The sequence below is a fragment of the Aliirhizobium wenxiniae genome, assembly GCF_014201355.1.
In the GTDB taxonomy this organism is placed as follows: Bacteria; Pseudomonadota; Alphaproteobacteria; order Rhizobiales; family Rhizobiaceae; genus Neorhizobium; species Neorhizobium wenxiniae.
Map to the genome: position 1 here is coordinate 918,843 of NZ_JACHEG010000002.1, position 22,395 is coordinate 941,237.

Below are 22,395 nucleotides of genomic sequence, written 5' to 3' on the forward strand. Positions count from 1 at the left end.
GCCCCGCTTGCGATCCTTGGAAAATGAAAGGGCGGGTCGAAGCCCGCCCTTGGATTATCAGCTATCAGCTGCCGGTCTTGATCTGCGTCCAGACCCGGTTCAGCACGCGCTGTTCCTTGGGGCCGTAGGGCGAGATGGTGAAGAGCTTGGCCACGACATCTTCCGGCGGATAGACCGACGGGTTTTCCAGCACTTCCTTGTCGATGAATTTCTGCGAGGCAAGATTGCCGTTGGCATACTGGACATAGTTGGAGGCCTTGGCGATGACTTCGGGCTTCATCAGGTAGTTGATGAAGGCGTGCGCCTCTTCGACATTCTTGGCATCCGCCGGGATCGCGAGGTTGTCGAACCACATGTAGGTGCCTTCCTTCGGGATGACGAATTCCACCTTGACGCCGTTGCCGGCCTCTTCGGCGCGCGACTTCGCCTGCAGCACGTCACCCGACCAGCCGATCGAGATGCAGCTGTCACCGTTTGCGAGCTCATCGATATAGGCGGAAGCGTTGAACGTCTTCACGAAGGGACGGATTTTCTTGTAGACCTCGCCGCCGGCTTCCAGATCAGCGGTTTCCTTGCTGTCCGGGTTCTTGCCGACATAGTTCATGGCGATGGCGAAGGTCTCGTCGGAAGCATCGAGAATGTTGATACCGCAGGATTTCAGCTTCTCGGCATTTTCCGGCTTGAACAGCACATCCCAGCTGTCGATCGGCACATCGCCGAGCGCCGCCTTCACCTTGTCGACATTATAGCCGATGCCGGTGGTGCCCCACATGTAGTTGACGGCATACTCGTTGCCGGGGTCATATTTTGCCAGACGCTCGGAAACGAGCGGCCACATGTTGGTCAGGTTCGGCAGCTTCGACTTGTCGAGCTTCTGGAACACACCGGCCGTGATCTGGCGGGCAAGGAAGGGACCGGTCGGGACAACGACGTCATAACCGGAGCCGCCGGCAAGCAGCTTGGTTTCCACGAGATCGTTGCTGTCAAAAACGTCGTAGACGACCTTGATGCCGGTTTCCTTGGTGAAATCCTCGAGAATGGACTCATCGATATAGTCCGACCAGTTATAGACGTGGACGACCTTTTCCTGCGCAAAAGCGGAGGAGCCAAGGGCGGTAACAGCAAGTGCTGCCGCCATTCCAAGCAGATGGTTTCTCATGATTTCTCCTGTTTCTTTTTTCTCCGCGGGCGACCCCGCGCAGGAATTCCCTCTGTATTTGAACGTGAGAGTAGAAAGGATTTTTACGGGCTACAAGTGGGAATGTGCGCTGCGGAATAACTTGCCCCCAAGGCTTGTCGCCCAAGCTACTGAAAGTCGAAGGCGCTAAGGCCGGCCACCATTTCGTCAAGCCCGAGCGGTCGGGTGATTGGCGGCTCGGCGCGCGACAGGCAGGCCTTGCGCTCGCAAATGCGGCAGGCGGGGCCGGATTCGACGGTAAAACCAGTCGCCGGCAGAGCCGCGGCATAGGCCACATCGGCAGCAAAGCCGATATCGCAACCGACGAGGATTGCCGTGCGCCGGATGCGCTCGCCGAAATCCGCCTGGGGGCCTTCCAGCGTTCTCGACACGGTGAGGAAGGCGTCCCCTTCCGGCATTTCCACCCGGTCGACAAGGATGCGGCCGGGCTCGGCAAAGGCGGAATGGATGCCGAGCTTGGGACAACGGCCACCGAAGCGGGATTGCGGAAAGCCTTGGGCGCCCGCGCGACGCACGACATTGCCAGCGTGATCCATCTCCATGAGGAAAAAAGGAATGCCGGCGGCATCCGGCCGACAGAGGGAGGTCAGGCGGTTCGCCGCCTGTTCGAAGGAGACATCGAAACGGGCGCGCAGGATATCGATATCGTAGCGGGCGCGCTGGGCGGCGGCGAGAAAGGCCGCGTAAGGCATCAGCAGCGCATGCGCCGCGTAACGGGCAAGTTCGAAGCGGGCGATACGCCGGGCTTCCGCCGTCTGGAGAGCTAGGCCATCCAATTCGGCATCGATTTCTGCCGCCATTGCCAGCAGCGCCACTTCGGTTGCCAGTTCCCGGTTGCGGTCGAAGGGCGACAGGCGCTCCGACAGGAAAAGCCGCATGCTGTGGCGATCGTACCGGCGGCGAAGGCTCGGCATGACATGGGAGGGTAGCGTACGGACGGTTATGCCGCGCTCGTTCTTCAGCCAGGTGCGGAGGGCCGATGGCAGGTCGTCTCCCGCGGCAAAGGTCTTTGCCAGAGCTTCCGCCGCATCCTCCAGGCGGGGGAAGAAATTCGGGCGGCGCTCCAGCGACTGGCGCACCTCATCCATCGGCAGGCGGCTGCCGCCAGTGGCCATCTCGCGGCCTTCGCTTGCCAGAAGCGCTGCGAGATCGGAAAGCCGGCCCGCCTGCTCGCGATAGGCCCGATAGAGTTTGACGGTGGCGAGCGCGGCGTTGGGGGCTGCTTCCGCCACTTCGACGATTTCCTGATCCCCGGGGATTTCACCGGCCAGGAGCGGATCGGCGAAAACCTCGCGCAGCTGAGGGACAAGCCCTCCGCCCTCTCCCTGAAGTGCATCGAGATCCACCTTGTAGGTGGAAGCGAGCTTCAACAGCAGCTGCACCGTCAGCGGCCGCTGGTTGCGCTCGATCAGATTGAGATAGGAGGGCGAGATTTCCAGCGCGCCTGCCATGGCAGTCTGCGTCAAACCAAGCCCGAGCCGAACTCGCCTGACACGGCCTCCTGCAAATACCTTCCGCTCCACTAAAGACCTCCTCATGTCAAAGTTTTACGCGGCTTCTATTTTTACAATATTTACAAAACTCAACTCGCTTCTGTGTAAGTCGTGACATCGTAACTTCTTTTATATCATGTACTTATAGAATTAACATTCGTCATTCTGTAAAACTTTCACATGAGCTTTCGGGCCTGATCCAGAGTTCAAAACCAGTGGGAGAGAGACAGATGACAGATTTTTACAAGCTCGTTGCCAATGCGCCCGAAGGCCGGTTCGACGGGATTACCCGCCCCTATTCGGCCGAGGACGTGCAGCGGCTGCGCGGCTCGATCGAGATCCGTTATTCGCTGGCGGAAAAGGGTGCGAACCGGCTGTGGGAACTGTTGAAAAACGAGGATTTCGTCAACGCGCTCGGCGCCATGACCGGCAACCAGGCTATGCAGCAGGTGCGCGCAGGCCTGAAGGCCATCTATCTCTCCGGCTGGCAGGTGGCGGCGGACAGTAATACCGCGTCCTCGATGTATCCCGACCAGTCGCTTTATCCGGCCAATGCCGCGCCGGAACTGGCACGCCGTATCAACCGGACGCTGCAGCGCGCCGACCAGATCGAAACATCCGAAGGCAAGGGGCTTTCGGTCGAGACATGGTTCGCGCCGATCGTTGCCGATGCGGAGGCAGGCTTCGGCGGGCCGCTCAACGCCTTCGAGATCATGAAGGCGTTCATCGAGGCCGGTGCTGCGGGCGTTCACTTCGAGGACCAGCTGGCATCTGAAAAGAAGTGCGGCCATCTGGGCGGCAAGGTGCTGATCCCGACCGCGGCGCATATCCGCAACCTGACCGCGGCACGGCTTGCAGCCGATGTCATGGGCGTGCCGACGCTGGTCATCGCCCGCACAGATGCCGAGGCGGCAAAACTGCTGACTTCCGATATCGACGAGCGCGACCGGCCTTTCGTCGACTACGATGCGGGGCGGACGGCGGAAGGGTTCTATCGCGTCAAGAACGGGCTTGAGCCCTGCATTGCGCGTGCCATCGCCTACGCCCCGCACTCAGACCTCATCTGGTGCGAGACATCGAAACCGGATCTGGAGCAGGCGCGGAAATTTGCCGAGGGCGTGCATCGCGAACATCCGGACAAGATGCTGGCTTACAATTGCTCGCCGTCGTTCAACTGGAAAAAGAACCTGGACGACTCCACGATCGCAAAGTTCCAGCGGGAACTGGGGGCGATGGGCTACAAGTTCCAGTTCATCACGCTGGCCGGTTTCCACCAGCTGAATTTCGGCATGTTCGAGCTTTCGCGCGGTTACAAGGACCGGCAGATGGCCGCCTATTCGGAGCTGCAGGAGGCGGAGTTCGCTTCCGAGATCAACGGATATACGGCGACCAAGCATCAGCGCGAAGTCGGCACCGGCTATTTCGATGCCGTGTCGATGGCAATCACCGGCGGGCTGTCCTCGACGACGGCCATGGGAGAGTCCACCGAACATGCGCAGTTCCGGCCGGCGGCCGAGTGAGACGGCAAAACCAACGAAAGGAGACCCCGAAATGACGATCCAGGCACCCATCAAGACCCATGTCAAGGAACGGGCGGAGGAGCAGGCAAGCGCCATGACCGCCGATCAGCAGGCAGCGATCCGCTCGCTTGCCAATGACCTGCACCGGCTGAACCATGCCGTCATGAAGGCAGTCGAGGCCGGTGTTTCGGTCGAGCTGATCCGCTCAGCCCGGCATCACGGCGGCGACGGCCACTGGGGTGACCTTATGGTTCCCGTCGTCATGACCAACAGGCTTCAATAAGCCGACCCTTAAGCCGCCCAAGGCAAACACCGGTCGCGACACGTACCGGGACCATGGCGACCGTCGGCATGGCTCACGGCCAACCACAACTTCCCCGTTCCCCGCAAAGAGAAAGGGCGACCGACAGGCCGCCCTTTCTCGTATTCACTATCTATCCAAAGCCGGATCAAGCGGCCTTGTCGTAGCGGTGTTCCATCCGCGTGGAGGCATCGATGCGGAACTGCTGAAGCAGGCCAAACAGGGCCTCAGTCTCTTCCGCCAGGCGACGGCTTGCATCGCTGGTTTCCGATACCATGGCGCCGTTCTGCTGGGTCATCTGGTCCATCTGGTTTACGGATTGGTTGATGTTGGACAGCGCTGCCGACTGGTCACGGCTGGCGGTGGCGATGGTTTCGACATGCTGGCTGATGACGACGATCTCGCTGCTGATCGTGGCGAGCACTTCACCTGCCTGCTGGACGAGCGAGGCGCCGGCACCGACTTCGTGGGTCGACTGGTTGATCAGCCCCTTGATCTCCTTTGCGGCATCGGCGGAACGCTGTGCCAGCTCACGGACCTCCTGGGCGACGACGGCAAAGCCCTTGCCGGCTTCACCGGCGCGGGCCGCCTCGATACCGGCATTGAGCGCCAGAAGGTTCGTCTGAAAGGCGATGTCATCGATCACTTCGATGATCAGCTCGATCTTCTGCGAGGCGTCCTCAATGCGGCCCATCGCATCAACGGCGTTCTTGACGACGACGCCGGAATTGTCGGCGCTTCTCTTGGTGTGGTTGACAGCCTCGTTGGCTTCGCGGGCACGATCGGCCGAAGAGCGGACGGTTGCCGTGATTTCCTCGACAGCAGCCGCGGTCTCCTCCAGCGAAGCCGCCTGGCTTTCGGTCCGGCGTGACAGATCGGCAGAGGAATGGCTCAAGTCCGCGCTGCTCTTCTGGATTGCCATCGTGCTCTGGCGAATGTGGGAAAGCGTGTCGCGCAGTTTGAGGATCGAACCGTTGAAATCGGTGCGCAGCGGTTCCAGCTTGCCGGAGAAAGGCCGGTCGATAGTGACAGAGAGATCACCCTGCGACAGGCGCGACAGGGCCGTGCCAAGCGCTGCGACAGCCTGATCGATCTGGCCATCGACCATGCGTTTGTCGCTGTCGTTACGTTCGCGTTCGGCTTCGGCCTCTGCGCGTTCCATGGCACTCTGATGCTCGATGCGCAGTTTTTCGAGCGCGTTGTCGCGGAAGACCTGCAGGGCGCGAGCAATGTTGCCGAACTCGTCAGAGCGTGCGGTGTAAGGAATCTCGGATTTGTTGTCGCCATCGGCAATCGCGCGTACCGAGCCGGTCAGGACGCCGAGCGGGCGAACGAGCGCACGAATGACGAAGTAGCTGGCAACGGCAATGAAGAGGAGTGCGAGCAGCGAGGAGACCATCAAGGCCGTGCCGGCGGAGGCGATATGGGCGAAATAGACTTCCATCGGGATGCCGATGAAGAGTACGCCGCTAACGGCGCCGGATGCATTCATGATCGGATAGTAGGCGGTCATGAAATCGCGGCCGAAGAGGACGGCAGGGCCATAATAGGCCTCGCCTTTGGCCAGAGCCTTCTGTGCCGGGTGATCGGCTACGAGCTTGGTGCCGACGGCACGTTCGCCCTTCTCGTTCTTCACGTTGGTGGAGATGCGGACATAATCGCTGCCCTGCTTTTCGAACACCGTCGCGACGCCGCCGATGGAACCGGCAGTGCGATCGACAAGATCATGGCCCTGAAGTGCTCCCTCGCCGGCAGTAACCTTGGCGAGCTTTCCGTCAGAAAGTGCCGTTTTTGCACCCGCCACAGCCGTCTCATAGATTAACGCCATCGTCCGGATAGACTTGTGCGTATCCTCCACAGCCGTTTCCATGATGTCCTTGCGAAACGTGTTGTAGGCAAGGCCGGAAACGGCGGAGACTGCAACCACGATAAGAAAGAGACAGAGAAATACAATTTTAGTGACGACCGAAGAAGGTACGATCTTTTTCATGGGGAGCCTTTGCGGGTGTAAATTTCCCACACACACTCGCCGACATAGGTGAAATTTTTGCTAAACTTGACAAATATCAGGCATTTGGAGGCGGACGCGCAAAGCAAACCAGCCCAAATCCACTGAAAATCCGATTAAATTAGCGTACCGCTTAAAACAGTACCGGTACGGCCAACAGTGCAGCCGTGGTTCCAGCGGCAATCATCAGCATGCTGAAACGAAAGAGCTTTGCGCGGTCATCCGCCTTAGCAATTGCAATGGCGCGGGTACGGCGAGCATTCGGCATGGATTGGAACTCCGAGACGATAATCAAACCTATAGTGGCAGCCTTTTTCAGTTTTGAACATCAAAATAAGCTGGGATTATGGCAGGATCAGCTCGTTACATTAAGAAGTGCTGAACGATGCCGCCACAACCGGAGCCATGCGGGCGCGAATGCCAGGATCAAAGCGCTTCTCCGCAGACATGGCCGGACGACCAGGCCCATTGGAAATTATAGCCCCCGAGCCAGCCAGTGACGTCTACACATTCACCGATGAAGTATAGGCCCGGCACAGACTTCGCCTGCATCGTCTTTGAATCGAGTTCCGAAGTATCGATGCCGCCGAGCGTGACTTCGGCCGTGCGATAACCTTCGGAGCCTGCCGGACGGACTCGCCACTCCTGGATCGAAGCGGCGACGGCGTCGAAAACCTTGTCGGAACAGTCCGCAAGCTTCGTTGCTGCGGGATGTTTCTCGGCGAAGAACTGGGCCAGCCGCTTGGGCAGGATTTCCGAAAGCGCCGTCTGCACCAGCTGCTTGCCGTTCGCCTTGCGGGCGACCTTCAGGTCCTCGGCGATACGGCGATCCGGTTCGATCACGAGCGTGATCTCGTCACCTTCGCGCCAATAGGACGATATCTGTAGGATCGCGGGACCGCTTAAACCGCGATGGGTGAACAGCAGCGCCTCGCGGAACGCGGTCTTGCCGTGGCGGATTTCGGCGGGTGCGGCGATGCCCGAAAGCAGCGCGAGCTTTTCGAGAAGGCCCGGATCGAGTGTCAGTGGTACGAGACCGGGGCGGGTTTCGACGAGCTTCAGGCCGAACTGGCGGGCGATGTCATAAGCGAGACCGGTCGCGCCCATTTTCGGGATCGACTTGCCGCCGGTGGCAATGGCGACTGAGCCTGCTTCGATCGTCTCGCCGGTAGAGGTTACGATACGAAAACCATCGACGGATTTTTCGACCGAGGTGACGCCGGTCTGCAGTTCAAGCTTGGCACCGGCCGCTTCCATCTCGGATAGAAGCATGCGGATGATGTCCTTGGCGCTGTCATCGCAGAAGAGCTGGCCCAGTGTCTTCTCGTGAAAGGCGATGCCGTGGCGGTTCACCAGATCAATGAAATCCTGCGCCGAATACCGGGCGAGTGCCGATTTGACGAAATGCGGATTGGAAGAGAGGTAGTTCTTCGGGCTGGCATTGATATTGGTGAAGTTGCAGCGACCGCCGCCGGAGATGCGGATCTTCTCGCCCGGTGCCTTGGCGTGGTCGAGAACCAGAACGGAACGTCCACGCGCACCGGCGCGGATCGCGCACATCATGCCGGCCGCACCTGCGCCGAGGATCACCACATCGAATTTACGGGCCAATCATCACTCCCTCGGGCTGCTTGGTGGTTGCTGCCTTCGCTGTTCGCCATAGTTCACCCAAAGTCAACGCCTCCCCCTCGCCAATTGCCGATCGGTGGCTATGATGGGAACATTCGATCAACCTCACCCGGTGTGTCATGCCAACCAAAAAAGCCAATCCCGCTGCAGTTGAAGTCGGTACGGTCGCAAAGGCCGCCGTCGCCCAACCAACACTGACCTCGCTTCGCGGCGTGGCGGACTGGCAGGAGGCCGCAGCATGGCTGCGAGCGCGAGGGATCGAGGATATCGAATGCATCACGCCCGACCTTGCCGGCGTGCCGCGCGGCAAGATGATGCCGTCGTCGAAGTTTACGTCCAACACATCGCTGGCGCTGCCTTCGGCGCTCTACCGGCACACGATTTCCGGCGAATACCCGGAAGAAACCGAGAGCTTCCGCTACGAGCCGCGCGACAGCGATCTTAAGCTGATGCCGGATCTTTCGACGCTCTCCGTCGTGCCATGGGAAACCGATCCGACGGCACAGGTGATCTGCGATATCGTCAATACCGAGGGCAATGCAGTCGCCTATACGCCGCGCAACGTGCTGAAGAACGTCGTCCGGCTTTATAATGAGCGCGGCTGGAAACCGGTCGTGGCGCCGGAAATCGAATTTTATCTGGTCGCCAAGAACGACGACCCGGATTACCCGCTGCATCCGCCGAAAGGTCGGTCGGGCCGCTCCATTCTCGGTGGTCAGGGTTATTCGATCGCCGGCATCAACGAGTTCGACGAGTTGATCGACGACATCTACCACTTCTCCGAAAAGCAGGGGCTGGAGATCGACACGCTGATCCACGAGGAGGGACCGGCACAGCTCGAGATCAACCTGCGCCATGGCGATCCGGTGGAACTGGCCGACCAGGTGTTCATGTTCAAGCGGACGATCCGCGAGGCGGCGATGAAGCACGGCATCTACGCGACCTTCATGGCCAAGCCGATGCAGGGCCAGGCGGGGTCGGCCATGCACATCCATCAGTCCGTCGTCGATATCGATACGGGCAAGAACATATTCTCGCAGAAGGATGGCAAGCCGTCGAAGGAGTTCTTCCAGTTCATCGGCGGGATGCAGACCTATATTCCGAAGGCGCTGGTGATGATGGCGCCCTATGTGAATTCCTATCGTCGCCTGACGCCGGATATGGCGGCGCCGGTCAATACCGCATGGGGTTACGACAACCGCACGACGGCTTTCCGCGTCCCCGTCTCCGATCCGGTCGCAAGACGCGTCGAAAACCGGCTACCGAGTTCGGATGCCAATCCCTATCTGGCACTCGCCGCCTCGCTCGGCTGCGGGCTTCTCGGCATCATGAACAAGATCGACCCAACCCCGCCAACGGACGAATCCGCCAATGAAGGCGCGATCGACTTGCCGCGCGATTTGTTGAAGGCCGTTTCGCTGCTGGAAGAGGAGCCGGCGCTGGCAGAGGTATTCAGCAAGGAATTCATCGGCATCTATGCCGGCGTCAAGCGTGGCGAGTTCGAGACATTCATGCAGGTGATCAGCCCGTGGGAGCGCGAGTTCCTGCTTCTCAACGTTTAAGGTGAGCGGCATGGATACATGGCAGAGCCCGATCGCGCCGGGTCTTTCCTGGTATCAGGCGAGTGTCGACGAGCGCCCCACCTATCCGACACTCGACGGCTCGCAGGCGGTCGATGTAACAATCATCGGCGGCGGTTATACCGGGTTGCAGGCGGCCTGTAATCTTGCGGCAGCAGGCGTTTCGGTGGCGCTGATCGAGGGCGGGCACTTTGGCGACGGTGGCTCTGGCCGTAATGGCGGGCAGCTCGGCACCGGGCAGCGCTGGTGGCCGGAAGAGGCCGAGAAGGAACTGGGCTACGAACGCTCCAAGCTTTTGTTCGACATGGCAGAAAACGCCAAGCGGCATCTCCACGATTTTGCGACAGTGCATGGCATAGACATGGACTACATGCCGGGCCAGCTCAACGTGTCACACAAACCGGGATATGAGCGCGACTACCGCGCCAACGCAGAGATCGCCGCCGCACGCTACGACTATCCGCACATGACCTTCATGGAAAAGGCGGAGACGGAAGAGCGGGTCGGCACCAAGGATTATTATTGCGGCGTGCGCGATACCGGCACCGGCCATATCCATCCGCTCAAATTTCTGATCGGTCTGGCGAAAGTGGCCAAGGCCGCAGGTGCCGGTATTTACGAGAATACCAGGGCAACGGCGATCCGCCGCGAGGGTGGCAAGATCAGGGTCGAGACGCCGAAAGGCACGCTGACATCCGACCGGGTGCTGATCGCCACCAATGCCTATATCGGCGATCTGGAACCGGTCACCTCGGCGCATGTGATGCCGATCGGATCGTTCATCGCGGCAACCGAGCCGCTCGATGCTTTCCCACATGTCATTCCGGGCATGGAGGCCGTTTGCGACAGCCGCTTCGTGGTGCGCTATTTCCGCAAGTCGAAGGATAACAGGCTGCTGTTCGGCGGCCGAGAGGTCTATAGTTCGAAAGACCCGAGCGATACGGCAGAAGCAATACGACAGCAGATCGTCACCACGTATCCAGCCCTGAAGGACGTGCAGATAACCCATGCCTGGGGCGGCAATGTCGGGATAACCCTGCCGCGCCGGCCTTTCGTTCGCCAAGTCATGCCGGGCGTTACCTCCATCGGCGGATATTCCGGCCATGGCGTGATGCTGTCAAATTATTGTGGCAAGCTTTATGCTGAAATGGTCGCTGGACACAAAAGCGAGCTCGACGTGCTTGCCGATCTCGACATACCTGCCTTTCCAGGAGGACATGCAATGCGTAAACCACTGCTTTTCCTTGCATTAACCTGGTTTGCACTAAGAGACCGTATTTGAGATCGACATTCGGGCTAGCCTTTTTAAATCGATTAGCATAAGACACACCCCAACCACACACGATGAAAGTTGAGCGATGAGCAGCCAGATCATTCCAGTGGAACCATTCGATTGCATCGTCTTCGGCGCAACCGGTGACCTTGCAGAGCGCAAGCTTCTTCCGGCGCTGTATCACCGGCAGATCGAAGGCCAGTTCACGGAGCCGACGCGCATCATCGGAGCGTCGCGTAGCGCGCTTTCCAATGAGGAATACCGCAAGTTTGCCGAGGATGCGCTCAAGGAGCACCTCAAGAAGGGCGAATATGACGAGGCCCAGGTCAAGGCCTTCTGCGAGCGCATCTTCTACATCTCCGTCGACGCCAAGTCCGATCAGGGCTGGGACAAGCTGAAGAAGATCCTCGATGAAGGCACCGGCAAGGAGCGTATTCGCGCCTTCTATCTGGCCGTCGCGCCGGCGATTTTCGGCGCCATCTCGGAAAAGATCCGCGACCACAAACTGATCACCAAGTCGACCCGCATTGTCGTCGAGAAGCCGATCGGCCGCGACCTCGCCTCCGCGCTGGAATTGAACGACACGATCGGCAAGGTGTTCAAGGAAGAACAGATCTACCGTATCGACCACTATCTGGGCAAAGAGACGGTCCAGAACCTGATGGCGCTGCGTTTTGCCAATGCGCTCTATGAGCCGCTGTGGAACGCAAACTATATCGACCACGTGCAGATCACGGTTGCCGAAGCGGTCGGCCTTGAAGGCCGTGCCGGTTATTACGATACCGCCGGCGCGCTGCGCGACATGGTGCAGAACCACATCATGCAGCTGCTTTGCCTTGTCGCGATGGAAACGCCGTCTTCGATGAATTCGGAAGCGGTGCGCGACGAAAAGCTGAAAGTGCTTCGCGCACTGAAGCCGATCACCGCAGACAATTGCGAAGTGATGACGGTGCGTGGTCAGTACCGCGCCGGCGCTTCCGCAGGCGGCCCGGTCAAGGGCTATCTGGAAGAGCTGGAAGGCGGCGTCTCCAACACCGAGACTTTCGTCGCCATCAAGGCCGAGATCGGCAACTGGCGCTGGGCCGGCGTTCCCTTCTACATCCGCACGGGCAAGCGCCTTGCAAGCCGCGTTTCGGAAATCGTGATTTCCTTCAAGCCTGTGCCGCACAACATTTTCGACACGGCAGCGGGCCGGATTTCGGCCAACCAGCTGATCATCCGCCTGCAGCCGGACGAAGGCGTCAAGCAGTCGCTGATGATCAAGGACCCAGGTCCGGGCGGCATGCGCCTGCGCAATGTCTCGCTCGACATGAGCTTTGCCGAAGCCTTCAACGCCCGCAGCCCGGACGCCTACGAACGCCTGCTGATGGACACGATCCGCGCCAACCAGACGCTGTTCATGCGCCGCGACGAAGTGGAAGCGGCGTGGGAATGGGTCGATCCGATCCTCAAGGGCTGGGAAGAGACCGGACAGGTGGCGCAGGGTTATACTGCCGGCACCTGGGGTCCGAGCCAAGCGATTGCCCTGATCGAGCGTGACGGCCGCACCTGGCACGAAGGCTGAAGACCATGGCATCGACTTTTCATGAGTTTGCCAATGGAGCCGATCTCGCCACAGCGCTAGCCGACAAGGTTGCCAAGCAACTTTCGGCAGCGATCTCGAGCAAGGGAGCGGCGTCCATCGCCGTTTCCGGCGGGTCGACGCCGAAGCGCTTCTTCGAGGCGCTTTCGGGCAAGGATCTCGACTGGACGAAGGTTTCGGTGACGCTGGTCGACGAACGTTTCGTGCCGGCCGACAGCCCGCGCTCCAACCATCTTCTGGTCGCAACGCATCTCCTGAAGGACAAGGCTGCGGCCACGACCTTCATCCCGCTCTATCACGAAGCGGCAACGATCGATGCAGCCGCGGAAATCGCCACTGGAAAGACGGCTTCGATCTGCAATCCGTTTGATGTCGCGATCCTCGGCATGGGCGGCGACGGGCATACCGCATCGTTCTTTCCGCGTGGCAATCATCTTGCCAAGGCGCTCAATCTTTCGACGCCGCGTGGCGTGATGACCATGGCGGCGGAAGGTGCCGGCGAAGAGCGGTTGACCTTCACATTCTCCAGCCTCTCCGACGCACCGCTGCTGGTGCTGCATATCGAGGGGCAGGAAAAGAAGGACGTGCTGGCGAAGGCTGAAGCCGGATCGGACGAGACCGACATGCCGATCCGCGCCGTACTCAACCGGGCGGTTTCGCCGCTCGAGATCTACTGGGCGCCCTGAGGCACCTATCGTCCGCCTGGCGCTCGTCAGGCGGCAACAATTTGACGAGACATGCGATCCCGGTGGCTTAGGCCTCTCCCAAGCCGGGATTGCCCGAAGGAGGTTTGACATGGCGGCGCATTCCAGCATTCAGGCGATCACGGCAAGGATCATCGAGCGATCCAAACCGCATCGCGAGGCCTATCTCGACCGATTGCAACGGGCGGTCGCCAAAGGGCCGCACCGGGCGGTTCTTTCCTGCGGGAACCTGGCACATGGATTTGCCGTCTGTTCCCCCGCTGAGAAGGATGCGCTTTCAGGAGACGTCGTTCCGAACCTCGGCATCATCACCGCCTATAACGACATGCTCTCGGCGCATCAGCCTTACGAGACGTTCCCGCCGATCATCCGCGAGGCAGCTCGCGAGGCAGGCGGTATCGCGCAGGTAGCAGGTGCCGTACCGGCCATGTGTGATGGCGTTACCCAAGGCCAGCCGGGCATGGAACTGTCGCTGTTCTCACGCGATACGATCGCCATGGCGGCCGGTATCGGCCTTTCCCACAACATGTTCGACGCTTCCGTTTATCTCGGCATTTGCGACAAGATCGTTCCCGGTCTCGTCATCGCAGCGCTTTCCTTCGGGCATCTGCCGGCCGTGTTCATTCCCGCCGGTCCGATGACTTCGGGCCTGCCGAACGACGAGAAGTCGCGCATTCGCCAGCTTTATGCGGAAGGCAAGGTCGGCCGCGACGAGCTTCTGGAAGCCGAATCCAAGTCCTATCACGGCCCCGGCACCTGCACCTTCTACGGCACGGCAAATTCCAACCAGATGCTGATGGAGATCATGGGCTTCCATATGCCCGGCGCATCCTTCGTCAATCCGGGCACGCCGCTGCGCGAAGCCTTGACCCGCGAAGCCGCCAAGCGGGCGCTGGCGATCACCGCCATGGGTAACGAGTTCACGCCGGCCGGCGAGATGATCGACGAACGCTCGATCGTCAACGGCGTCGTCGGCCTGCATGCAACGGGCGGTTCGACCAATCACACGATGCATCTGGTCGCGATGGCACGGGCTGCCGGCATTCACCTGACCTGGCAGGATATTTCCGAACTTTCGGATGCCGTCCCGCTTCTTGCCCGCGTCTATCCGAACGGGCTTGCCGACGTGAACCATTTCCACGCTGCCGGCGGCATGGGTTTCCTGATCAAGCAGCTTCTTCGCGGCGGTTATGTGCATGACGACGTGCGCACTGTCTTCGGCCACGGTCTGGAAGCCTATACGGTCGAAGCCAAGCTGGGCGCCGACGGACAGGTGACGCGCGAGAGCGTGCCGGAGGTCAGCGGAGACTCGAAGGTTCTGACCACCGTCGACCAGCCGTTCCAGAAGACCGGCGGCCTGAAGATGCTTTCCGGCAATATCGGCCACGGCGTCATCAAGATTTCGGCCGTCAAGCCGGAACGCCATGTGATCGAAGCACCGGCGATCATCTTCCACGACCAGCAGGGCCTGCAGGATGCATTCAAGCGCGGCGAGCTGAACCGTGACTTCATTGCCGTCGTCCGCTTCCAGGGACCTAAGGCGAACGGCATGCCGGAACTTCACCGCCTGACGCCGCCGCTCGGCGTGCTGCAGGACCGCGGCTTCAAGGTGGCGCTCGTCACCGACGGGCGCATGTCCGGCGCATCCGGCAAGGTGCCCGCAGCGATCCACATGACGCCGGAAGCTTCCGACGGCGGCGCAATCGCGAAAATCCGCGAAGGCGACATGATCCGTCTCGACGCCGTTGCCGGAACGTTGGAAGTGCTGGTGGATGCCGCCGAATTCGATGCGCGCAAGCCGGCCGAGGCCGATCTTTCCGAAAACGAATTCGGTATGGGCCGCGAACTCTTCTCCGCCTTCCGCCGCAATGTCGGCCGGGCGGATCAGGGCGCAAGCGTTTTTGCCTGACCGCTGTCAAAGACCGTCACTTGATTGTCTTTAACCGGATCTAATAGGCTCCCCGGGCTTTCATACATGCCCGGGGGATCGTTTCATGACCATTGCCATCAGCCGCAGAAGATTTGTGGCATTCCTTGCCTCGACCGCAATCGCGCCGATTGTTCCGACAACGGCGCTTGCCGCTCCTGCAGGGTTCCAGGCGATCATTCTTTCCGATCTGCATTCCGCCTATGAACGAATGGGCCAGTTGCTCGCGGCAATCGAGAACCAGGTTGCCGCGGCAAACCTGCCTCAGGTCATCCTGATCAACGGAGACGTGTTCGAAAGCGGCAATGTCGTCGGATCACGCTCGGCGGGCGAGATAGACTGGGCGCTGCTTGCGGCACTGGCCAAGCTCGCTCCGACCGTCATCAATATCGGAAATCACGAATCCGATTTCGATAACGACCTTGCCCATTTCGTCGAGCGGGCCGGCGGGCTCGGCATCACGGTTCTCAGCAATATCGGCGACAAACGCACCGGCAAGCCTTTCGCGCCGGCCAGTGCCGAGATCGATGCAGATGGCGTGAAGATCAGAATAGTGGCGCTCGGCACCGATGCGATAAACACCTATCCCAAAGCAACGCGTGAGATGCTGGACATTCCAGAGCCGGTTGAATGGGCCAAGGCGCAATTGCCAGGTCTGCTCAGTGGCGAGGATTTCAAGATCGTTCTCAGCCATGCCGGCGTGGTGCCCGATCGAGAGATCCTACCGATCCTGCCGGACGGTACTTTGATGATCGGCGGACATGACCACCTGATCCTCGAACATGGCCAGGGTGAGACCCGTTACGTTCATACCGGTTCGTGGTCCTCGCTGCTGACCATTGCCACCTTCACAAGCCCCCGAAAGGCGGCAGAGCTGGAGCGCGTGACGATCGAGCATGCAGCCCCCTCCTCCGCCACGCTGACAGATCTCATTCCTGCGGTTCTCGCCAAGTATCTGAAGGACGAAGAGCGCGAGACCGTCGCCCATCTGGCAAATCCGATGACGCTTGGCGAGACCGCACGCTTTGCTGCAACCGCCATGGCGGCAAGGACAGGCGCGGATCTCGGTTTCATCGGCCACACATCCTTCGGCACAGGACTGCCGTCAGGCGATGTCAGCCGCTTCGACTACAATGCCGGGCTTCGCTTCGACGGTAAGCTGATGGTGGCAGATGTCGACGCCCAGACGCTTGCGGCCATCATTGCACGGAGCAACCAGGATGGGGATGTGCCGCTTTCCGCGCGTACCGGCGATTTTCTTTACGCCGCACCTGAAATTCCCAAGGGCAAGCAGCAATATCGGATCGTCTGCAACGACTGGTCGGCGATCAACAAGAAGAGTTATTTCGGCCGTGATGACCTGGCTTTCACCGAAGTGCCTGAGCTGAAACTGAAACCAATCGTGCTGGAAGCGCTCTCGAAAGCCTGAGCTATCCAAAAAAGGAACGCCCGCAACCGGAGGCGATTGCGGGCGTTCCGAAAGATCATTTCGAATTGCGGCCGTCTTACCAGGTCCGGATATCCATCTTGTGGTCGCGGTGCCTCGGATGGGTGGAGAAGACGAAGATGCGGTTGAGTTCTTTGTCCGACAGCAGGCGCAGGAAGCGGACTTCGATCGTGTTGTTCATGTTGACGCGCATCAGGACACAGCCGACCTTGTTGATGCGGGCATCGGGAATGTCGAGATAGAACTGCTGAGGAAGATTATACTGCGTCAGCAGGCCAAGGACCGCGCCGCTCTGGGAGATCTGCACGACGTCGCAGCGGCGCTGCGCCATGTTGAGAACAGCCTTTTCCGTATATTCGATGCGGCCAGCATTCATCGTATCTTCCATCTTGAACCGCTGTTCGCGGTCATACATGAAGGACTCTTCCTTGTTTAAATAATGATTTTTGTTAATTGGCGCCGCACCCACGACTATACTCCTATACTTACACGAGGAGACTAGGTGGTGAAGTTTAACAAGGGGTTGGCGCGTCCCGTTTCAGCACAGGACAAATGGACGCTTTGCGAAATGTGGTGAACCCACCCTTACCGTCGCAAGCATTGCGCTTTTCTTCGAAACACGAAATCGACCAAGCCGAGCGGGCTGTAGCAATTCCGGATGGCAAGGTCGTTTTCACCCCGGCTCCGCATGCGTCAGGCCCGGTAGGTTCTGCCTTCGGCATCAAAAAGATGCAGCTTTTGAGGAACGGTCTTGAGGCGGACGATATCGCCCTTCGAGACATCGGACGTGCCCGGCAATTTGACGATGACCGGCTCTTCACCGGCACCGCCTTCGAGATAAAGAAGGGTCACCTCCCCCAACGCCTCGACCAGAAGCACGCGGCCTTCGAAGAGGTAGTCGTCATGCGTGGAAATCTCCAGGTCTTCGGGACGCACGCCGAGGCTTGCCTTGCCGCCCTTGTCGGTAGCGGGCACCGTGATCGGCACGCTCGTCGACCTGCCACCCTTGAGGGTGACCGAGGTTTCCGAACCGGGCTCGCCGATCGTTACCGGCAGGATGTTCATCGCCGGAGAACCGATGAAGCGCGCGACGAAAAGATTGGCCGGGCGCTCGTAAAGTTCCAGCGGCGGCCCGACCTGCTCGATCCTGCCGGCGGACAGGACGACGATGCGATCCGCAAGCGTCATGGCCTCGACCTGATCGTGGGTGACATAGATCATCGTCGTGTCGGAAAGCTTGTCCTTGAGCTTGGCGATCTCGATACGGGTGGCGACGCGCAGCGCCGCATCGAGGTTCGACAGAGGCTCGTCGAACAGGAAGACCTTGGGATTGCGGCAGATCGCGCGACCGATCGCGACGCGCTGGCGCTGGCCGCCGGAAAGCGCCTTTGGCAGGCGGTCGAGATAGGGCGTGAGCTGAAGGATATCGGCCGCCGCGCGGACGCGGCGATCGATCTCGGTTTTGCTTTCGCGGGCGATCCGCATGCCGAAAGCCATGTTGTCGTAGACGGTCATATGCGGATAGAGCGCATAGGACTGGAAGACCATGGCGATGCCGCGCCGCGAAGGCGGGATATCGTTGACCACCTCGCCATCGATCGACATCTCGCCGGAGGTGACAGTTTCAAGCCCTGCGATCATTCGAAGCAGGGTCGATTTTCCGCAGCCGGACGGACCGACGAAGACGATGAATTCGCCCTGATCTATTTCCAGGTCGATGCCGTGCAGCACCTTGACCTGACCATAGGACTTGCGAATTTCCTTGAGCGTTACGCCGGTCATGCCCTTCCTCCCCTGTTCCCTATCTCACACTTGCCGTGCGAAGAACGCGCCCCACGCCGGTAGCTCGATCTGGCGGCCTTCCAGCGGTGTCTCGAACCCGTGTCCTTCCAGCACTTCCCAGTTTCCGTCCGGCAATGCTGTCGATGAGGAATTAGGGCTCATGTTGAACATGCACAGGATGGTCTCGTTGCCATATTGCCTTTCATAGGCAAGCAGCGGTTCCTCGGTGGCCAGGAACGAGATCTCGCCCTTCGACAGAGCCGGATTTGCCTTTCTAAAGGCGAGGAAGCGACGATACTGTTCCAGCACCGAAGCCGGGTCGCCATATTGGGCGCTTACAGCCTTCAACTGATGCTCGACCGGGATGGGCAGCCATGTGCGTTCTGCAGTCGAAAAACCCGCCTGCAACGCCTGCGCATCCCATGGCATAGGTGTGCGGCAGCCGTCGCGGCCCTTGAATTCCGGCCAGAACTGGATGCCGTAAGGATCCTGCAGATCGGCATAAGCAATATCGGCTTCCGTCAGGCCCAGTTCCTCTCCCTGATAGATGCAGACCGAGCCGCGCTGGGACAGAAGGATGGCGGAGAGCATCTTGGCGTAGCCGTCGCGATCAAGGACCTCCTGGCCCCAACGGCTGACATGACGCACCACATCGTGGTTGGAAAAGGCCCAGCAAACCCAGCCTTCCGGCGCTGCGGCCGCAAACGCATGCTGGGTTTCCTGCACGCGTTCAGGCGTGAGCGGATCCGGCGCCAGGAATTCGAAGGCGTAGCACATATGCATCTTGTCGCCGCCGGACGTGTATTCGCCGACAATCTCCAGCCCGCGCTGGCTATCGCCCACCTCGCCGACGGCGGCGATGGCGGGGAACTCGTTCAGCACGGCACGGAAACGCTTGAGGAAGTCGATATTTTCCGGGCGGCTCTTGTCGTAGAGGTGCTCCTGGAAGTTATAGGGATTGACCGCAGGGGCGGTGGAGGCGTTACGACGCGCGGGATCAAGCGCCGGATTGTCGCGCAGCTCCTTGTCGTGGAAATAGAAGTTGATCGTGTCGAGACGAAAACCATCGACACCGCGCTTCAGCCAGAAGCGGGTCAGATCGAGCAGCGCATCCTGCACCTCGGCATTATGCAGGTTGAGGTCCGGCTGTGAGGTGAGGAAGTTGTGCATGTAATATTGCATGCGCGTCGGATCCCAATGCCAGGCGGATCCACCGAAGATCGACAGCCAGTTGTTGGGCGGCGAGCCATCCGGCTTGGCGTCGGACCAGACATACCAATCGGCCTTGGGATTAAAGCGCGAGGATCGGCTTTCGATGAACCAGGGATGCTGGTCGGACGAATGGGACATCACGAGGTCGATCATCACCTTGATGCCGAGGCGATGGGCTTCGGCGATAAGGCCGTCGAAATCTGACAGCGTGCCGAACATCGGATCGACATCGATATAATTCGAGACGTCGTAGCCGAAATCCTTCATCGGCGACGGGAAAAAGGGCGAGATCCAAACTGCATCGGCGCCAAGCGCTGCGATATGCGGCAGGCGGGCGGTAATGCCCTTGAGGTCACCGATGCCGTCACCGTTGGAATCCTGAAAGGAGCGCGGGTAGATCTGATAGATCACGGCACCGCGCCACCAATCCCGGTCCGGGGCATTGCTGGGCGTCGCGGTGGCTTCTGCGGAAATGCTCATTCAATATCCTTGTGGGTTCTGGTGATCGTCCGCGGCCTCAGCCGCCCTTGACAGAGCCTGCCAGCAGGCCGCGAACGAGATAACGCTGCAGTGCAAAAAAGACGATAATCGGGACGATAATGGTAATGAAGGCCGAAGCGGTGAGGATTTCCCACTTTCCACCCATGGAGCCGAGCAGCGCATTGAGCGCGCCGGTCAGCACCAGCTGGTCCTTGCCTGTACCGAGGAAGACCATGGCAACGAGAAGGTCGTTCCAGGTCCAGAGGAACTGGAAGATTGAGAAGGAGGCCAGCGCCGGGAAGGACAAAGGCAGCACGATGCGGACGAAGATCTCGAAGTCGCTGGCGCCATCGACACGGGCGGATTCGATCACTTCCTTTGGCAGACCGGCGATATAATTGCGCAAGAGATAGATGGCGAGCGGCATGCCGAAGGCGGCATGCGCCAGCCAAATGCCAACATAGCTGCGCGACGCAATGCCGAAGAAGGCACCGATCTCGTTATACATCTTCAGCAGCGGGATAAGCGACATCTGCAGCGGCACGACGATCAGGCCGACAACGACGGCGATGATGATCGCGCGACCGGGAAAATGCATCCATGACAGGGCATAAGCCGCAAAGGCCGATATCAGGATCGGGATGATCGTGGCCGGGATTGCCACCGTCAGCGAATTGATGAAGGCTTGGCCGATGCCTTGAGAGGTGAGGACCGTGCGGTAATTGTTGAGCGTGAAGGACGGCGGCTGCGCGACCGAGAGATAGACGCGCTTGCCGCGCTTGTCCGTGAAGGGTGCATTCTTGGAATAGATGTAAGTACCGTCCTCATTAACGGTCAGCGTTTCGCCGTCACCGAGATCGGCAGCTTCACCCGCGGCAAATTCCGTCGGAGCCGCTACCTTGGTGCCGAAGGCACGGACGCTGCCCTTTGGACCCGAATCGGCAGCATCGAAGACGGAACCGGAAATCACGTAATTGGGGCCATCTTGTCTTGCAGTCGATGGCTCGCCGAGCCGGGCCGCACTGGTTTCGGCGGCACCGCTGAACGCCGTCCACCAGCCGGACGAGGCGATCTGGCCCGGTTCCCGCAGCGAGGTGACGAGGATGCCGATTGTCGGGATGAGCCAGAGAATGCAGATGACGAGAACCGACAGGTGAACGATGAGGCGAGGAAGGCCTATGCGACGGAGGGTGATGGCTGCGGTCATCTCAGTGTCCTCCCCGATCTTCACTTGCCTGCCGGATATTCCAGATCATGATCGGCGTGACCGCCGCCATGATGACGAGCGCGATAACGGCGCTTCGGCCACTGTCACCGCCGCCACGGAACATCCAGTCGAACATCAGGTTGGCCAGCACCATCGTGTTCCACTGGCCGTTGGTCATTGTCAGCACGATGTCGAAGACTTTCAGGACGAGAATGGTAATCGTGGTCCAGACGACGGCGATCGTGCCCCATATCTGCGGCACCATGATCTTCCAGAAGATCTGCCAGCCATTGGCACCATCAATAACGGCCGCCTCGATCGTCTCTTCGGGAATGCCACGAAGGGCCGCCGAGAGGATGACCATGGCAAAACCCGTCTGGATCCAGATCAGGATCACCATGAGGAAGAAATTGTTCCAGATCGGCATGGCGATCCAGACCTGCGGATCGCCGCCGAAGAACTGCACGATCGCGTTGAGGAGGCCGATCTGCGTGCCATCGGCGCCGCGATATTCATAGATGAATTTCCATATCACGGAGGCGCCGACGAAGGAGATCGCCATCGGCATGAAGATCAGGCTTTTTGCGATATTGCCCCACCAGATGCGGTCGGTGAGCACTGCGATGACGAGGCCGAAGAAGGTGCAGGCGGCGGGCACGACAGCGAGCCAGAGGATGTTGTTGAAAATCGACTGGCGGAACTGCGCATCGGTCGCCGCCCACCAGTAATTGGCCAGCCCGACGAAATTCCCCCCGGACCTGTCATAGAAGGACAGGATGAAGGTCGCGATGACGGGATAGACGAGGTAGACGATCATCAGAAGCAGCGCGGGGCCTAGGAACAGCCAGGGGCGGATCGCCGCGTGGGTTTTCAGGTTTGCCGAGATCCGCTGCACGTCACCCGAGCGTACCGGCAGAACGATTTGCAGCAGCTTGTCGGATAGCCAGTAATAGAGCGCACAGGCAAAGACGCCGGCGATTACCGCGCCGAAGGCCGATACGATCTGCGATGCCATGCTGCCTCCCCTTGTTATCTTCGTTCGGCTTTTGTTG

The 22,395-nt window shown here is 59.9% G+C and carries 18 protein-coding genes; 8 read left to right on the forward strand and 10 right to left on the reverse strand.

Annotated features, from left to right (window positions below; all coding sequences use genetic code 11):
- Positions 1–64 precede the first annotated feature (64 nt).
- Positions 65–1,159, reverse strand: coding sequence for a polyamine ABC transporter substrate-binding protein (locus HNQ72_RS12405; RefSeq protein ID WP_183992537.1), 1,095 nt, complete (start codon positions 1,157–1,159; stop codon positions 65–67).
- Between the two features lie 146 nt (positions 1,160–1,305).
- A complete protein-coding gene (locus HNQ72_RS12410) occupies positions 1,306–2,736 on the reverse strand; it encodes a helix-turn-helix domain-containing protein (protein ID WP_183992538.1) in 1,431 nt (476 codons plus the stop codon).
- Positions 2,737–2,921: 185 nt separating this feature from the next.
- Between HNQ72_RS12410 and aceA the strand changes: the two genes are divergently transcribed.
- Both aceA and HNQ72_RS12420 read left to right on the forward strand, forming a co-directional pair.
- Positions 2,922–4,211 carry an isocitrate lyase gene (gene aceA / locus HNQ72_RS12415; RefSeq protein ID WP_183992539.1) on the forward strand — a complete coding sequence of 430 codons (1,290 nt, stop codon included), beginning with the start codon at positions 2,922–2,924 and terminating at the stop codon, positions 4,209–4,211.
- A gap of 31 nt (positions 4,212–4,242) precedes the next feature.
- Positions 4,243–4,494, forward strand: a complete 252-nt coding sequence (locus tag HNQ72_RS12420; RefSeq protein ID WP_148148117.1) for an SMc00767 family acetate metabolism repressor — start codon at positions 4,243–4,245, stop codon at positions 4,492–4,494.
- Between the two features lie 166 nt (positions 4,495–4,660).
- On the opposite strand, the gene HNQ72_RS12425 is transcribed toward HNQ72_RS12420, so the two are convergent.
- The 3 genes from HNQ72_RS12425 to HNQ72_RS12430 form a co-directional block, all read right to left on the reverse strand.
- Complete coding sequence (locus tag HNQ72_RS12425) at positions 4,661–6,502, reverse strand: methyl-accepting chemotaxis protein (protein WP_183992540.1); 1,842 nt, start codon at positions 6,500–6,502, stop codon at positions 4,661–4,663.
- A 151-nt stretch (positions 6,503–6,653) separates the two neighbouring features.
- On the reverse strand, positions 6,654–6,788 hold the full coding sequence (locus tag HNQ72_RS30965) for a hypothetical protein (RefSeq protein ID WP_280518264.1): 135 nt from the start codon (positions 6,786–6,788) through the stop codon (positions 6,654–6,656).
- Positions 6,789–6,946: 158 nt separating this feature from the next.
- Positions 6,947–8,131, reverse strand: a complete 1,185-nt coding sequence (locus HNQ72_RS12430; RefSeq protein WP_183992541.1) for a BaiN/RdsA family NAD(P)/FAD-dependent oxidoreductase — start codon at positions 8,129–8,131, stop codon at positions 6,947–6,949.
- Between the two features lie 137 nt (positions 8,132–8,268).
- Between HNQ72_RS12430 and HNQ72_RS12435 the strand changes: the two genes are divergently transcribed.
- The 6 genes from HNQ72_RS12435 to HNQ72_RS12460 all read left to right on the forward strand — a co-directional run bounded on the left by HNQ72_RS12435 (position 8,269) and on the right by HNQ72_RS12460 (position 16,644).
- The gene (locus HNQ72_RS12435; protein WP_183992542.1) at positions 8,269–9,711 is read left to right on the forward strand and encodes a glutamine synthetase family protein; all 1,443 of its coding nucleotides are present in this window, start codon (positions 8,269–8,271) and stop codon (positions 9,709–9,711) included.
- A 10-nt stretch (positions 9,712–9,721) separates the two neighbouring features.
- A complete protein-coding gene (locus tag HNQ72_RS12440; RefSeq protein ID WP_210319570.1) occupies positions 9,722–11,011 on the forward strand; it encodes an NAD(P)/FAD-dependent oxidoreductase in 1,290 nt (429 codons plus the stop codon).
- Between the two features lie 76 nt (positions 11,012–11,087).
- Positions 11,088–12,566: a glucose-6-phosphate dehydrogenase gene (gene zwf / locus HNQ72_RS12445; RefSeq protein ID WP_148148122.1), complete on the forward strand. Its 1,479-nt coding sequence runs from the start codon at positions 11,088–11,090 to the stop codon at positions 12,564–12,566.
- 5 nt (positions 12,567–12,571) lie between these two features.
- The gene (gene pgl, locus HNQ72_RS12450) at positions 12,572–13,270 is read left to right on the forward strand and encodes a 6-phosphogluconolactonase (protein ID WP_183992544.1); all 699 of its coding nucleotides are present in this window, start codon (positions 12,572–12,574) and stop codon (positions 13,268–13,270) included.
- A 109-nt stretch (positions 13,271–13,379) separates the two neighbouring features.
- Complete coding sequence (gene edd / locus HNQ72_RS12455; protein WP_183992545.1) at positions 13,380–15,197, forward strand: phosphogluconate dehydratase; 1,818 nt, start codon at positions 13,380–13,382, stop codon at positions 15,195–15,197.
- Positions 15,198–15,282: 85 nt separating this feature from the next.
- Positions 15,283–16,644 carry a metallophosphoesterase gene (locus HNQ72_RS12460; RefSeq protein WP_183992546.1) on the forward strand — a complete coding sequence of 454 codons (1,362 nt, stop codon included), beginning with the start codon at positions 15,283–15,285 and terminating at the stop codon, positions 16,642–16,644.
- Between the two features lie 76 nt (positions 16,645–16,720).
- Here the strand turns inward: HNQ72_RS12460 and HNQ72_RS12465 are convergent, their stop codons facing one another.
- From HNQ72_RS12465 to HNQ72_RS12485, 5 genes are all read right to left on the reverse strand, one after another.
- Complete coding sequence (locus HNQ72_RS12465) at positions 16,721–17,077, reverse strand: hypothetical protein (RefSeq protein WP_183684951.1); 357 nt, start codon at positions 17,075–17,077, stop codon at positions 16,721–16,723.
- A gap of 278 nt (positions 17,078–17,355) precedes the next feature.
- Positions 17,356–18,444: an ABC transporter ATP-binding protein gene (locus HNQ72_RS12470; protein WP_183992547.1), complete on the reverse strand. Its 1,089-nt coding sequence runs from the start codon at positions 18,442–18,444 to the stop codon at positions 17,356–17,358.
- A gap of 24 nt (positions 18,445–18,468) precedes the next feature.
- Positions 18,469–20,136 carry a beta-galactosidase BglA gene (bglA, locus tag HNQ72_RS12475; RefSeq protein WP_183992548.1) on the reverse strand — a complete coding sequence of 556 codons (1,668 nt, stop codon included), beginning with the start codon at positions 20,134–20,136 and terminating at the stop codon, positions 18,469–18,471.
- Between the two features lie 37 nt (positions 20,137–20,173).
- On the reverse strand, positions 20,174–21,343 hold the full coding sequence (locus HNQ72_RS12480; RefSeq protein WP_183992549.1) for a carbohydrate ABC transporter permease: 1,170 nt from the start codon (positions 21,341–21,343) through the stop codon (positions 20,174–20,176).
- Between the two features lies 1 nt (position 21,344).
- Positions 21,345–22,358 carry a carbohydrate ABC transporter permease gene (locus HNQ72_RS12485; RefSeq protein WP_183992550.1) on the reverse strand — a complete coding sequence of 338 codons (1,014 nt, stop codon included), beginning with the start codon at positions 22,356–22,358 and terminating at the stop codon, positions 21,345–21,347.
- Positions 22,359–22,395 lie beyond the last annotated feature (37 nt).